This window comes from Pantoea sp. X-Soil-YNGN-844, assembly GCF_059730595.1.
The window spans coordinates 877,390-890,677 of the sequence record NZ_AP036007.1; the positions used below are offsets into that span (position 1 = coordinate 877,390).

Sequence of the window (13,288 nt, forward strand, 5' to 3'; positions counted from 1 at the left end):
GGAAATGATGATGGATATAACACAATTCCCGCAACTCAATCCGCCACAGCGTTTGCTGATGGGACCGGGGCCGATCAACGCCGATCCCCGTGTGCTGCGCGCCATGTCGAGTCAGCTGCTGGGCCAGTACGATCCTGCGATGACCCACTACATGAACGAAGTGATGGCGCTCTATCGCGGCGTGTTCCGCACCGAAAACCGCTGGACGCTGTTGATCGATGGCACGTCACGTGCCGGTATCGAAGCGATTCTGCTGTCGTCTATCCGCCCTGGCGACAAGGTGCTGGTACCGGTGTTTGGCCGCTTCGGTCATCTGCTATGCGAAATTGCCCGCCGCTGTCGTGCGGACGTGCACACCATTGAAGTGCCGTGGGGCGAAGTCTTTACCCCGGACCAGATTGAAGATGCGATTAAAAAAGTGCGACCGCGTCTGTTGCTGACCGTGCAGGGCGACACCTCGACGACCATGCTGCAACCACTGGAGCAGCTGGGCGCAATCTGCAAACAGTATGGCGTGCTGTTCTACACCGATGCGACCGCGTCGCTGGCGGGTAACGCGCTGGAAACGGACGCCTGGGGACTTGATGCGGTGTCGGCGGGGATGCAGAAATGCCTGGGCGGGCCATCGGGCACCTCGCCGGTCACCCTGAGCGCAGAGATGGAAGCCGTGATCCGCAAACGCAAATGCGTAGAGCAGGGGATCCGCACCGAAGCGCATCAGGATGGCGAAGAGGAGATGATCTACTCCAACTATTTTGATCTCGGCATGATCATGGATTACTGGGGCCCGGAGCGACTCAACCATCACACCGAAGCCACCAGTGCGCTGTTTGGCGCGCGTGAATGCGCCCGTCTGATCCTGCAGGAGGGGCTGGATAACGGCATCGCCCGCCACAAACTGCATGGTGAAGCGATGCTGAAAGGCATTCAGGGGATGGGGCTGGAGACCTTCGGCGACCTGAAAAATAAAATGAACAACGTGCTGGGCGTGATGATACCTACAGGTGTGAATGGCGATCAGGTGCGCAAGCTGATGCTGGAAGATTTTGGCATTGAGATTGGCACCTCATTTGGTCCGCTGCATGGCAAGGTCTGGCGCATCGGCACCATGGGCTACAACGCGCGCAAAGATTGCGTGATGCAGACCCTGTCGGCGCTGGAAACGGTACTGACTTACGTCGGCCATCGCACGCCGCAGGGCGCGGGTGCGCAGGCCGCCTGGGATCACTACGGGAGCCAGGCATGATGATGAGCGCCAGCGAAGCCCAGGTCGCGGCACAGCGCGTGATGGCACGCTGCGATGCGCTGGCCGCGATCAGCGAAACGGCCGGGGGGCTGACCCGCGTCTATCTCTCGCCAGAACATCTGCGCGCCAACGCCTGCGTCGGTGAGTGGATGCAGGCGGCGGGCATGCGGGTGTGGCAGGATGCGGTTGGCAATATCTGTGGGCGCTACGAGGCAGCAGAAGCCGGTGCGCCCGCGCTGCTGCTCGGCTCGCATCTCGATACGGTGCGCAACGCCGGTCGCTACGACGGAATGCTGGGCGTGCTCAGCGCCATTGAAACCGTGCAGTGGCTTAACGAACGTCAGTGTCGCCTGCCGCTGGCGATTGAGGTGATTGGCTTCGGCGACGAAGAGGGCACTCGTTTTGGCATTACGCTGCTCGGCAGTCGTGGCATTACTGGCAGCTGGCCGCAAAGCTGGGTGACGCATCCCGACGGCAACGGCATCACCGTGGCACAGGCGATGGCGGATGTGGGTCTCGACAGTAATCAGATCCATGCGGCTGCGAGGCGGGTTGAAGATATCGTCGGGTATCTTGAGCTGCACATTGAGCAAGGTCCCTGCCTGGAGCAGGAGGATCTGGCGCTGGGCGTGGTCACGGCGATCAACGGCGCGCGTCGCCTTAACTGCCGTTTCACTGGAGAAGCGGGCCATGCGGGCACGGTGCCGATGACCCATCGCAAAGATGCGCTGGCCGCCGCTGCCGAGTGGATGGTGTTTATCGAGCAGACGACCCGTGAGCAGGATCCGCAGTTGGTCGCCACCGTCGGCACGATTAACTGTGCGCCGGGTGCGGTCAATGTGATCCCTGGCGAGGTCTCACTGTCGCTGGACGTGCGCGGTCCACTGGATAATCCGCTGGAGACGCTGCTCTCCAGCCTGTTAACGCAGGCAGAGGCGATTGCGCTTCGCCGTGGACTTCGCTTCGAGTCGAACGAATATTATCGCATCGGTGCCACCGCCTGTGACTCCGCGCTGCAACAGGCGCTGAGCCATGCGGTTGAAACGGTGCAGGGCCGCAGCCTGTCGCTGCCGAGCGGTGCCGGACATGATGCTATCGCCATCGCTGAACGCTGGCCGGTCGGCATGTTATTTGTGCGTAACCATCGCGGTATCAGCCACCATCCGGCGGAGTCTGTAGCGGTGGAAGATGTGGCACCTGCGCTGCAGGCCTATTTACAGGCGGTCTCGCTGATTGCCGGACGGAGCTGAACATGGAATTAGCCGCATTTAATCAGCTACCGGCTGAGGAGGCGCAGGCAGCCATCCGTCACTGTGTGGCGATCCCACACTGGCAGCAGTCGCTGGTGGCGGCCCGGCCTTTTGCCACCACCGATGCATTACTGGCTACTGCCGATGCGCTGGCGCGTCAGTGGCAGCAGCCTGAACTGGAGGCCGCACTGTCGGCGCATCCGCGCATCGGTGAACGCGCAAACGGTGCAGATAAAGAAGCCGCATTGTCGCGCGGCGAACAGTCCGCGATGCAGCAGGCCGATCACGCCCTGCAACGGGCGATGCAGCAGGCTAATCAGGCGTATGAAGCACGTTTTGGCCGGGTGTTTCTGATACGCGCCAAAGGGCGCAGCGGCGAGCAGATGCTGGCAGAGTTGCAGCGTCGGTTGCAGAATGATGATATTGCCGAGCAGCAGGAGGCGCTGGATCAGCTGCGTGAAATTACCCTGTTACGCCTTAAGGAGACGATGCAATGAGTACCGTGACGACTCATATTCTTGACACTGCGCTGGGCAAACCGGCCAGCGGCGTGGCGATTTCACTGGAGCAGAACAGTCCGGAAGGCTGGTTTCCGATTTCACAGGGTGAAACGGACAGCGACGGTCGTCTGAAAGATCTGACGCCCGAGCCGCTGACGCCGGGCCATTACCGTTTAACGGCGGAAATTGGCGACTATTTTGCCGCTGCCGGTCGGGATGCGCTCTACGTCAGCGCCCAGATCGATTTTGTCATTGCCGAGGCGGGCAGCCACTTCCATCTGCCGTTTCTGATTTCACCCTGGTCGTGGTCAACCTATCGCGGCAGCTAATCGTCGGCGGTTTACAGCGAAAAGCGATCCGCATCCTGCCATGCCGGGAAACGCTCGCGGTAGGCCTTCAGCGCGTCCAGCGACAGCTCAGCATCCAGCCGGGCGCGCTGATGCGGCTCGGCCGCGCTGAGGATCTCGCCCTGTGGGGAAATAATCTGGCTGTCGCCGCTGTAGTGATGCTGATTACCGTCACTGCCAACACGATTACAGCCTGCCACATAAGCCTGATTTTCAATCGCCCGCGCTAACAGCAGCGCCTGCCAGTGCAGCGCACGTGGCGCTGGCCAGTTGGCGACATAGAGCGCCAGATCGTAATCATTGCGGTTGCGCGAGAAAACCGGAAAGCGCAGGTCGTAACAGATTTGCGGCAGAATGCGCCAGCCGCGCCACTCAAAAACCTGACGCTGTTCACCAGGCTGATAGTGGTGATGTTCATCCGCCATGCGGAACAGGTGACGCTTGTCATACTGATGCAGCGTGCCGTCCGGCTCGACCAGCAGGAAGCGGTTGACCGCGCCCTTATCGGTCTGAATCGCCGCGCTGCCGCCGACCAGGGCATCGGTACGACGGGCATGGTGATGCAGCCACTCAACCACCTGCGCCTCTGGCAGCGAGCTTTTCGCTGCCTCCATCGCAAAGCCGGTAGTAAACATCTCCGGCAGCAGAATCAGATCGCGTCCGGTGAGTCCGGCCAGCTGCGCGTCAAAATGACGCAGGTTGGCCTCGCCATCCATCCAGCTCAGCGTCTCCTGTAAAACGGTAATTTTCAAAGCTGACATAAGCGCTCCGCGGCGGCATCTAATGTCGCCGGCTGTTTGGCAAAACAGAGGCGGATCAGTTTATGAGGGAAAGCATCGGCGCAGAACACCGACAGGGGAATCGCGGCGACGCCCACTTCGCGGGTCAGCCACTGGCAGAAACTGACATCATCCAGATCGGAGATGGCGCTGTAATCGACCAGCAAAAAGTAGGTGCCTTCGCAGGGCAGTACCTTAAAGCGGCTGTTGCTCAGCGCCGTTGCCAGCCGATCGCGGCGGTCGCGATAAAACGCTGGCAGCTCAAGATAGTGCTCCGGATGCTCACGTAGCATATCGGCAATCGCCAGCTGCGCCGGCGTATTCACCGAGAAGGTCAGATACTGATGCACCTTGCGCAGTTCCGCGCTGATCGCGGCAGGGGCAATGCAGTAGCCCACTTTCCAGCCGGTCATATGGAAGGTCTTACCAAACGATGATACCGCGATAGCGCGCTGGCGCAGTTCGGGATGTGCCAGCACGCTGGCGTGGCCCGCCTGATCGAAGCAGATGTGCTCATAGACTTCGTCGCTCAGCACATAGACCGGCCGCGCAGCAATCGCCTGCCACAGCGCGGCGAAATCCTGCTGCTGCCAGACGGTGGCGGAAGGATTGTGCGGCGTATTCAGGATCACCAGCCGGGTTTTATCACTCAGCAGGGCAGCAAACGCCTGCCAGTCCACCCGGAAAGCGGGCGGCTGCAGCGTAATGCGTTTCATCACGCCGCCCGACAACTCTACCGCAGGCGCATAGCTGTCGTAGCTGGGATCAAAGCAGATCACCTCATCGCCCGGCCGCACCAGCGCGGTAATCGCCGCATAGAGCGCTTCGGTTGCGCCCGCCGTCACCGTAATCTCTGTTTCGACATCAGGACGATAGTCATAGAGCCGCGCGGTTTTCTCTGCAATCGCCTCACGTAACGGCAGCGCACCGGTCATCGGCGCATACTGGTTCGCGCCCTGGCTGACGTGATACGCCAGCCGCTGCTGCAGATAGTCCGGGCCGCTAAAATCAGGAAAGCCCTGAGAGAGATTGATAGCGTTATGCTGCTGCGCCAGCGCACTCATCTGGCTGAAAATGGTGGTGCCGAGCAAAGGGAGTTTACTCTCGGGGATCAGGTTGTGCTGCGTCATGGTGTCAGGCCTTAAGCGCGAAGATTGATGCGGTGTCACCCGGTGTTTGTGCCACTATAAACAGGATGGTAGTATTTGGCAATCAAGACGCTTAGACGGCTAAATGCGTCATGCTCCGCACGTCAGCGGCGTTGGCTGCGCTTGCTTACCCGAGTCACTTACTCATGTAAGCTCCCCGGGATAAGCGCGCTTGCCGCCTTGCTGACGCACGGATCATTTAGCATTTACATGCGTCATGCTCCGCGCGTAGGTGGCGCGTACTTATCCGGTATTACCTTTCACCGCAAGGAACCTTTATGTCGCAGAGTCTTCCATTAGATCAGCTGGTCGCCGCCTGTCACTGGATTGGGGCGAAAGGCTGGGCACCGGCCACCGGGGGAAATATGTCGGTGCGCCGCGATGAACATGTCTGCCTGCTGAGTGAATCGGGCAAAGATAAAGGCACGCTGACGCGGGATGACTTTATCGAGGTCGATATTGCCACCAGCCAGTCGCTCTCTGGCCGTAAGCCGTCGGCAGAAACCGGTCTGCACACGATGATCTATCGACTCTTTCCCGAGGCGGGCGCGGTGCTGCATACCCACACCGTGAATGCGACGGTGCTGTCGCGGGTGGAGCAGGGCGCGGCGCTGCTGCTGCACGGCTATGAGATGCAAAAATCATTAAGCGGCCAGCACACCCATCTGGATACGCTCGCCATTCCTGTGTTCGACAACAGCCAGGACATTGCGGCGCTGGCGTCAGAAATTGAAGATTACGCCGCCCGCTTTCCGCTGCGTTACGGCTTTCTGCTGCGCGGTCACGGCTTAACCTGCTGGGGCCGGGATGTCAGCGAAGCACGACGTCATCTGGAAGGTCTGGAATTTTTATTTGAATGTGAACGTCAACGTCGCCTGCTGGAGAGAGCATGATTCGCGCCATTGTTACTGATATCGAAGGCACCACCAGCGATATCCGTTTTGTACATAACATCCTGTTTCCCTACGCCCGCCAGCATCTGGCGAGTTTTTTGCGTGAAAATGCGCATCAGCCCGAGGTCGCCGCAGCGCTGCAGTCGGTACGTGAGGAGGCCGGTCAGCCGCAGGCCGACCTGGATGCCGTGACAGAGATTCTGCTGGGGTTTATGGACCAGGATCGCAAATCAACCGGCCTGAAAGCGCTGCAGGGCATGATCTGGCGCGATGGCTATGTTAACGGCAGTTTTACCGGCCATCTCTATCCTGACGTCCTGCCAGCACTGAGCCGCTGGAAGGCGCAGGGCATTGAACTGTATGTATATTCCTCCGGCTCGGTTGCGGCGCAGAAATTGTTATTTGGCTACAGCGACGAAGGTGATATTACTGACCTCTTCAGCGGCTATTTTGATACGCACGTGGGTGCCAAACGCGAAGTCGCAGCCTATCGCACTATCGCCGCTGAAATTGGTCAGCCAGCGGAGCAACTGCTGTTTCTCTCCGATATTCATCAGGAGCTGGATGCCGCCGCTGAGGCGGGCTGGCAGACGCTGCAACTACTGCGTGGCGAGGCGGATGACGAGAGCCGCCATCGTCAGGTGACGGATTTTTCCCAGATTAACCCGGAGTCAATTTAGGATGAGCGCACTGACTATTTTTACCGACCGCGAAGCCAGCCAGCCGGTGTGGCACAGCACCGACGCGAAAGAGATTCGTGAACGCCTGAGCACCAAAGGCGTCCGTTTTGAGCGCTGGGAAGCCGATCGCGATCTGGGTGAAAATCCGGATCCCGAAACGGTGATCAACGCCTATCAGCATGCGATCGATCGGCTGGTGGCGGAGAAGGGCTATCAGAGCTGGGACGTGATCAGCATGCGTGCCGACAATCCGCAGAAAACCGTGCTGCGCGAGAAGTTTCTTAATGAGCATACGCACGGCGAAGATGAGGTGCGTTTTTTTGTCGAGGGGGCGGGGCTGTTCTGTCTGCATCTGGATGGTGAGATCCTGCAGATCCTGTGCGAGAAAAACGATCTGATCTCGGTGCCCGCGGGCACGCCGCACTGGTTTGATATGGGATCATCACCGCACTTCACGGCGATCCGGATTTTCGATAATCAGGAAGGCTGGGTGGCGAATTTCACCGGCGACAAGATCGCGGATGCCTATCCGCGTCTGGCGTAATCGGTCAGCCGATGTGCGAGGCATTTACCGCTATGGCAGACGCCTCGCAGACCGTTACTGCGGCTGGAAAATGCCGTTCTGTACCTGGTCAGGCGTGACCACGCCGGTATCCAGCACCCAGCCGCTGATCAGGGCGGCAGGCGTGACATCGAACGCCGGGTTGTAAACCTTCGCCGCTTCCGGTGCCCACTGCACGCTGCCAAAACTGCCGGCAACGCCCGTCACTTCGCTGGCGGCACGCTGCTCAATAGGAATCGCTGCGCCGTCAGGACAACTGCGATCCAGCGTGGTATGCGGAGCCGCTACGTAAAACGGAATCTGATGATAATGCGCCAGCACCGCCAGGCTGTAGGTACCGATCTTATTCGCGACATCGCCGTTGGCGGCAATGCGGTCAGCGCCAACCCAGACCGCATCCACCTCGCCACGGGCCATCAGGCTGGCGGCCATGGAATCGGTGATCAGCGTGTAAGGAACCGCCAGTTCGCCCAGCTCCCAGGCGGTCAACCGGCCACCCTGTAACAGCGGGCGGGTTTCATCCACCCAGACATTCTTAACCAACCCCTGCTGATGGGCGCGGGCAATAACGCCCAGCGCGGTACCCACGCCAGCGGTGGCCAATCCACCGGTATTGCAGTGGGTCAGTAGCTGGCTGTTGGGTTTTACGAGTGTGCAACCTGCGTCAGCAATCGCATCACACAGTTGCTTATCCTCCTGCACCAGCCGCCAGGCTTCTTCAACCAGCGCGGGGACAAAGTCCGGCTGAGCCAGCGCCACTTTCATCCGGTCAAGATTGTTCATCAGATTGACGGCAGTAGGGCGGGCGGCGCGCAGCGTCTCCAGCGCCTGTGCCAGTTCAGCGCGCGTCAGTCCCTGTTCTGCCAGCAGCGCCAGCAGCAACGAAGCGGAGAGGCCGATCAGCGGCGCACCGCGCACCCGCAGCGCATGAATATGCTCAATCAGCTGAGGCACGCTGTGCGCGTGCAGCCAGTTCTTCTGCTGCGGTAGCGCCTGCTGATCCAGAATCCAGAGCTGATTGTCACGAACCTGTAAACTGGTGGTTTGAAGTGTCTGCATTGTGGGTGAAATCCATGTTGCGTTAATGATGCGTATTGTGCCAACATGCTGAACGGATGTATAGACGTCTGAACGGCTTATTACACCAGGTTATCCCCCTTCGAATGATGAGGAACAGGCAATGTCGCAATACCGTACCTTTACTGCTGCTGATGCTGTGGACTATGCCCGACAATTTGGCGGCGTGGACAATCCTGCCGCGCTGAGCAGCGCAGAAGAGATTGGTGATGGCAACCTCAACCTGGTATTTAAGATTTATGACGATCAGGGCAACAGTCGCGTTATCGTCAAGCAGGCACTACCCTATGTGCGCTGCGTGGGGGAGTCCTGGCCGCTGACGCTGGATCGGGCGCGGCTGGAAGCGCAGACCCTGGTCGAGCACTACAAATATTGTCCGCAGCACACGGTGAAGATCACCCATTATGATGCGGAGCTGGCAGTGATGGTGATGGAAGATCTTTCCAGCCATCGCATCTGGCGCGGCGAGCTGGTGAAGGGCGTGTATTATCCGGAAGCGGCGCAGCAGCTAGGCGACTATCTGGCGCAGACTCTGTTCCATACCTCCGATTTCATCCTGCATCCGCATCAGAAAAAAGCGGAAGTGGCGCGTTTTATTAATCCGGAAATGTGTGAAATCACCGAAGATCTTTTCTTCAACGACCCCTACACCAACCATGAGCGCAACAGCTATCCCGCGGCGCTTGAGCCGCTGGTCGCCAGCCTGCGTGATGATGATGCGTTACGCATTGCGGTGGGCGGTCTTAAGCACCGTTTCTTTGCCCACGCTGAAGCGCTGCTGCATGGCGATATTCACAGCGGCTCAATTTTCGTTGCAGACGGCAGCCTGAAAGCGATTGATGCAGAATTTGGCTATTTTGGCCCCATCGGGTTTGATATTGGCACTGCTATCGGCAATCTGCTGATTAACTACTGCGGCCTGCCGGGTCTGCTGCCTCCGCGTGAGGCCGCCGATGCACGCGAGCAGCGTCTCAGCGATGTTCACTCTCTCTGGACGACCTTTGCGTCAGGCTTCCTGGCGCTGGCGGCTGAGAAAACCCGCGATGAGGCGCTGGCTTATCCAGGCTATGCGGCGGCGTTTCTGCGTAAAGTGTGGGCCGATACTATCGGTTACTGCGGCACTGAGCTGATTCGCCGCACGGTGGGGATGTCTCACGTGGCGGATATGAAGCAGATTACCGATCCGGCGATGCGTACCGACTGCATCCGTAATGCGATTAACCTGGGACGCACGCTGATTCTGGCCGCCGATCACGTAGAAGATGTGGATGCGCTGATTGCCCGCATCCGTCAGGCGGGATAAAAAAGGCCGACGTGATGTCGGCCTGTAAAGCAGTACTGGCTCAGGGAGCATACGCCCTCCCTATGAAGAGCGCTGAACTTCAAGCGATGGGAGCATACGCCTGGAGTAAAGCATCGCGGGCCATGGATGGCCCGCGCTGAGCATGTCATGGATGGCGTTTTTGCGTCTTTACGAAGGGCGTATGCTCCCTGAGCCGGTGCTGCAGGCCAGACGCTAATCCTATGCCGCCTCACTTGCCCGTGACGCAGGCTGTGGGGCTTTCTCCGGCACGGGGACTGCCAGTGCCTCCGGCTCAAACTCATCGACGTTAATCGACCGCAGACGGCTGGCTTCAGCACGCTGTAACACATCCGCCTCTTTAGCATCAATCCAGCCCTGCTCCAGCGCACGCTTAGCCAGCGCGTCCAGGCGGGTAAAGGAGAGGTGCTGCTTCGTCTGTTTGCACAGCCTGTCATGGATCACTTCTGCCGCCATCACATCCTGCAGCGCCTGTTCCAGCTGACCGGCAGGGTTGTGCTCACTCGGCGTCAGGTACATGCCACGGCCCAGACGGCTACGGGTAGCTGACGGCTGTTGCAGCATTTTGGCCAGCTGATGATCCAGACGGTCAGATGGCGCAGGGCAGTGATGACCGCCTGCAAAAATGGTCATCCGCAATGCGCCCGCCACCAGACGGTTCGGGAAGTTACGCAGCAGATCGTCGATAGCCACTTCCGCCTGATGCAGCGCATCCTGTACGCCCCAGTGAACCAGCGGCAGATCGGCTTCGTTACGGCCTTCATCGTCATAGCGTTTCAGCGTCGCGGAGGCGAGATAGATCTGGCTCAGTACATCGCCCAGACGCGCCGAAATACGTTCGCGACGTTTCAGGCTGCCGCCCAGCACCGCCATCGACACATCAGAGAGCAACGCCAGGTTGGCACTGATGCGGTTCAGGTGCTGGTAATAACGGCGGGTGCCATCGCGGGTCGGACTGGCGCTGGTGCGCCCGGCGGTTAAGCCCAGCCACAGACTGCGCATAGTGCTGCTGCCCACATAACCGATATGGCTGAACAGCGCCCCATCAAACGCATTAACATCATTGCTGGCCGCTGCCGCCATCTCCTGCAGCACATAAGGATGGCAGCGAATCGCGCCCTGTCCGAAGATAATCATGCTGCGGGTCAGAATGTTCGCACCTTCTACCGTGATAGCGATCGGTGCGCCCTGATAGGCACGGGCCAGGAAGTTGCTGTTGCCGAGCATGATGCCTTTACCGCCCGCAATATCCATGGCGTCGATAATGGCGCGCTGACCGCGATGGGTGCAGTGATATTTCACAATCGCCGACAGCACCGCCGGTTTTTCACCCTGCATAATCCCGGCGGTAATCAGCGTCGCTGCCGCATCCATCACGTAAGCGTTGCCGGCGATGCGCGCCAGCGGCTCTTCAATCCCTTCCATCTTACCGATTGAAACCCGGAACTGACGGCGGATATGGGCATACGCACCTGTCGCCAGCGCCACACTTTTCAGGCTGCCGGTTGAGTTCGAAGGCAGCGTAATGCCGCGGCCCACTGACAGACACTCCACCAGCATCCGCCAGCCCTGTCCGGCCATTTCTGGCCCGCCGATAATATAGTCAATCGGTACAAAGATATTGTTGCCGCGCGTCGGGCCGTTCTGGAACGGTACGTTAAGCGGGAAGTGGCGATGACCAATCTCCACGCCGGGGGTATTCGTTGGGATTAACGCACAGGTAATGCCAGGATTCTCGTTGTCGCTGAGCAGATGCTCCGGGTCGGAGAGTTTAAACGCCAGGCCCAGCACGGTGGCGATCGGCGCCAGCGTAATGTAGCGCTTGTTCCAGGTCAGTCGCATGCCCAGCACCTGCTGACCCTTCCATTCACCCATGCAGACGACGCCGGTATCGGGGATCGCCCCGGCATCTGAACCCGCTTCCGGGCTGGTCAGCGCAAAGCAGGGGATCTCATCGCCGCGTGCCAGCCGCGGTAAATAGTGATTTTTCTGCTCTTCAGTGCCGTAGTGCTGCAGCAGTTCGCCCGGACCCAGTGAGTTAGGCACGCCCACGGTAATCGCCAGAATCCCCGAGACGCCCGACAGCTTTTGCAGCACGCAGGCCTGCGCATAGGCTGAGAAATCGAGTCCGCCATACTCTTTTTTGATAATCATCGCGAAGAAACGATGCTCTTTCAGATAAGCCCAGAGTTCCGGCGGCATATCGGCCAGCTCATGGGTGATCTGGAAATCGTTGGCCATGCGGCATGCTTCTTCAACCGGACCATTGAGAAAAGCCTGCTCATCGGCGGTCAGGCGCGGCTGCGGATAGTTGTGCAGCTTCTGCCAGTCTGGTTTGCCCTGAAACAGATCGCCTTCCCACCAGGTGGTGCCCGCATCGATCGCTTCTTTTTCGGTGCGTGACATCGGCGGCATCACCTGCTGGAAGCGCTGAAACATCGGCTTTGAAAACAGGCTGCGGCGCAATGACGGCAGGTTGAACGGCAGCAGGATGATCGCCAGCGGCAACAGTAACCATGGCGTCCAGAGGTGAGCAAAAGCCATCGCAGCAGTCCACAGCAGCAGAATCGCGCTGCTGAGCCGCAACGACAGGCGGTGATAGAATAGAGCGCCAATCAGCGCCAGCGTGGCAAATATTGAAACAATTATCATGATGAACCGCTCCAGGAAGTAAGAGGTCTGACCTGTTGTGTAGAGAGGTTTAGAGTAGTTGGCGGGATTTATCAATTTGTTTACATCGCAATTACAACCTGCCTCACAAAAACCGTTTTTAGCCCATTTTTGCATCAACTGTGGCAATGATAATCGCCGCCACTGCCTGGCCGGACATGGCATGACGCTTTGCGCTGACCGGCCATTCCGTTAAACTTGCTGCGATTAACCTCTCCTAAAAAAGGACATCCCTATGTACCAGGACATCATCCGCTCTGAGCTTAATGAAGCTGCTGATACGCTTAATAAATTCCTCAGCGACGAGGCCAATATCCATGCGATCCAGCGTGCTGCGGTACTGCTGGCTGACAGCTTTAAGGCGGGCGGCAAGGTGCTTTCCTGCGGTAACGGCGGTTCACATTGCGATGCGATGCATTTCGCTGAAGAGCTGACCGGTCGCTACCGCGAAAATCGTCCTGGCTATCCGGCGATTGCCATCTCTGATGTCAGCCATCTCTCCTGCGTCAGTAATGATTTTGGTTATGACTATGTCTTTTCACGCTATGTGGAAGCAGTAGGGCGTCCGGGCGATGTGCTGCTGGGCCTCTCAACCTCCGGGAACTCTGCCAATATCATTAAAGCGATTGAAGCTGCACGTGCGCAGGGGATGAAAGTGATCACCCTGACCGGCAAAGATGGCGGTAAGATGACAGGCAGTGCCGATATTGAAATCCGCGTGCCACACTTTGGTTATGCCGATCGTATCCAGGAGATCCACATTAAAGTGATCCATATCCTGATGCTGCTGATCGAAAAAGAGATGGTGAAGTAAC

At 58.7% G+C, this 13,288-nt stretch carries 13 protein-coding genes; 9 read left to right on the top strand and 4 right to left on the bottom strand.

Translation table 11 applies throughout. The features are described from left to right. Positions 1 to 10: 10 nt before the first annotated feature. Genes AC6I8C_RS03855 through uraH form a run of 4 tightly spaced genes read left to right on the top strand, consistent with a single transcriptional unit; the run spans position 11 to position 3,325 of the window. The gene (locus AC6I8C_RS03855; protein WP_497821649.1) at positions 11 to 1,246 is read left to right on the top strand and encodes a pyridoxal-phosphate-dependent aminotransferase family protein; all 1,236 of its coding nucleotides are present in this window, start codon (positions 11 to 13) and stop codon (positions 1,244 to 1,246) included. Beyond that, a complete protein-coding gene (gene hpxK, locus AC6I8C_RS03860; protein ID WP_497821650.1) occupies positions 1,243 to 2,496 on the top strand; it encodes an allantoate amidohydrolase in 1,254 nt (417 codons plus the stop codon). The genes AC6I8C_RS03855 and hpxK overlap by 4 nt, the downstream gene beginning before the upstream one ends. A gap of 2 nt (positions 2,497 to 2,498) precedes the next feature. After that, complete coding sequence (gene uraD / locus AC6I8C_RS03865) at positions 2,499 to 2,993, top strand: 2-oxo-4-hydroxy-4-carboxy-5-ureidoimidazoline decarboxylase (RefSeq protein ID WP_497821651.1); 495 nt, start codon at positions 2,499 to 2,501, stop codon at positions 2,991 to 2,993. Then, entirely contained in the window at positions 2,990 to 3,325 is a 336-nt protein-coding gene (uraH, locus tag AC6I8C_RS03870; protein WP_061061690.1) for a hydroxyisourate hydrolase, read from the top strand. Before uraD ends, uraH begins: the two co-directional genes overlap by 4 nt. Before the next feature lie 11 nt (positions 3,326 to 3,336). Here the strand turns inward: uraH and AC6I8C_RS03875 are convergent, their stop codons facing one another. Both AC6I8C_RS03875 and AC6I8C_RS03880 read right to left on the bottom strand, forming a co-directional pair. Next, positions 3,337 to 4,104, bottom strand: coding sequence for an amidohydrolase (locus AC6I8C_RS03875; RefSeq protein WP_497821652.1), 768 nt, complete (start codon positions 4,102 to 4,104; stop codon positions 3,337 to 3,339). After that, positions 4,092 to 5,252, bottom strand: coding sequence for a pyridoxal phosphate-dependent aminotransferase (locus tag AC6I8C_RS03880; protein ID WP_497821653.1), 1,161 nt, complete (start codon positions 5,250 to 5,252; stop codon positions 4,092 to 4,094). The genes AC6I8C_RS03875 and AC6I8C_RS03880 overlap by 13 nt, the downstream gene beginning before the upstream one ends. Before the next feature lie 296 nt (positions 5,253 to 5,548). On the opposite strand from AC6I8C_RS03880, the gene AC6I8C_RS03885 reads away from it, so the two are divergent. Genes AC6I8C_RS03885 through AC6I8C_RS03895 form a run of 3 tightly spaced genes read left to right on the top strand, consistent with a single transcriptional unit; the run spans position 5,549 to position 7,387 of the window. Then, entirely contained in the window at positions 5,549 to 6,163 is a 615-nt protein-coding gene (locus tag AC6I8C_RS03885; RefSeq protein ID WP_010255165.1) for a methylthioribulose 1-phosphate dehydratase, read from the top strand. Next, a complete protein-coding gene (gene mtnC, locus AC6I8C_RS03890) occupies positions 6,160 to 6,843 on the top strand; it encodes an acireductone synthase (RefSeq protein WP_497821654.1) in 684 nt (227 codons plus the stop codon). The genes AC6I8C_RS03885 and mtnC overlap by 4 nt, the downstream gene beginning before the upstream one ends. A 1-nt stretch (position 6,844) precedes the next feature. Then, on the top strand, positions 6,845 to 7,387 hold the full coding sequence (locus AC6I8C_RS03895) for a 1,2-dihydroxy-3-keto-5-methylthiopentene dioxygenase (protein ID WP_497821655.1): 543 nt from the start codon (positions 6,845 to 6,847) through the stop codon (positions 7,385 to 7,387). Positions 7,388 to 7,441: 54 nt separating this feature from the next. Here the strand turns inward: AC6I8C_RS03895 and mtnA are convergent, their stop codons facing one another. Then, entirely contained in the window at positions 7,442 to 8,464 is a 1,023-nt protein-coding gene (mtnA, locus tag AC6I8C_RS03900; RefSeq protein WP_497821656.1) for an S-methyl-5-thioribose-1-phosphate isomerase, read from the bottom strand. A gap of 121 nt (positions 8,465 to 8,585) precedes the next feature. Between mtnA and mtnK the strand changes: the two genes are divergently transcribed. Beyond that, a complete protein-coding gene (mtnK, locus tag AC6I8C_RS03905) occupies positions 8,586 to 9,785 on the top strand; it encodes an S-methyl-5-thioribose kinase (protein ID WP_497821657.1) in 1,200 nt (399 codons plus the stop codon). Between the two features lie 219 nt (positions 9,786 to 10,004). Here mtnK and fadE read toward each other — a convergent pair whose 3' ends face one another. Beyond that, positions 10,005 to 12,455, bottom strand: coding sequence for an acyl-CoA dehydrogenase FadE (gene fadE / locus AC6I8C_RS03910; protein WP_497821658.1), 2,451 nt, complete (start codon positions 12,453 to 12,455; stop codon positions 10,005 to 10,007). A 253-nt stretch (positions 12,456 to 12,708) separates the two neighbouring features. On the opposite strand from fadE, the gene lpcA reads away from it, so the two are divergent. Beyond that, entirely contained in the window at positions 12,709 to 13,287 is a 579-nt protein-coding gene (gene lpcA, locus AC6I8C_RS03915; RefSeq protein ID WP_497821659.1) for a D-sedoheptulose 7-phosphate isomerase, read from the top strand. The last annotated feature ends 1 nt before the right edge of the window (position 13,288 follow it).

What these genes read in the sequence shown, in the direction of transcription:
- AC6I8C_RS03855 (WP_497821649.1), top strand. Translation starts at nt 11, where the DNA reads ATGGATATAACACAATTCCCGCAACTCAATCCGCCACAGCGTTTGCTG.
- hpxK (WP_497821650.1), top strand. Translation starts at nt 1,243, where the DNA reads ATGATGATGAGCGCCAGCGAAGCCCAGGTCGCGGCACAGCGCGTGATG.
- uraD (WP_497821651.1), top strand. Translation starts at nt 2,499, where the DNA reads ATGGAATTAGCCGCATTTAATCAGCTACCGGCTGAGGAGGCGCAGGCA.
- uraH (WP_061061690.1), top strand. Translation starts at nt 2,990, where the DNA reads ATGAGTACCGTGACGACTCATATTCTTGACACTGCGCTGGGCAAACCG.
- AC6I8C_RS03875 (WP_497821652.1), bottom strand. Translation starts at nt 4,104, where the DNA reads ATGTCAGCTTTGAAAATTACCGTTTTACAGGAGACGCTGAGCTGGATG.
- AC6I8C_RS03880 (WP_497821653.1), bottom strand. Translation starts at nt 5,252, where the DNA reads ATGACGCAGCACAACCTGATCCCCGAGAGTAAACTCCCTTTGCTCGGC.
- AC6I8C_RS03885 (WP_010255165.1), top strand. Translation starts at nt 5,549, where the DNA reads ATGTCGCAGAGTCTTCCATTAGATCAGCTGGTCGCCGCCTGTCACTGG.
- mtnC (WP_497821654.1), top strand. Translation starts at nt 6,160, where the DNA reads ATGATTCGCGCCATTGTTACTGATATCGAAGGCACCACCAGCGATATC.
- AC6I8C_RS03895 (WP_497821655.1), top strand. Translation starts at nt 6,845, where the DNA reads ATGAGCGCACTGACTATTTTTACCGACCGCGAAGCCAGCCAGCCGGTG.
- mtnA (WP_497821656.1), bottom strand. Translation starts at nt 8,464, where the DNA reads ATGCAGACACTTCAAACCACCAGTTTACAGGTTCGTGACAATCAGCTC.
- mtnK (WP_497821657.1), top strand. Translation starts at nt 8,586, where the DNA reads ATGTCGCAATACCGTACCTTTACTGCTGCTGATGCTGTGGACTATGCC.
- fadE (WP_497821658.1), bottom strand. Translation starts at nt 12,455, where the DNA reads ATGATAATTGTTTCAATATTTGCCACGCTGGCGCTGATTGGCGCTCTA.
- lpcA (WP_497821659.1), top strand. Translation starts at nt 12,709, where the DNA reads ATGTACCAGGACATCATCCGCTCTGAGCTTAATGAAGCTGCTGATACG.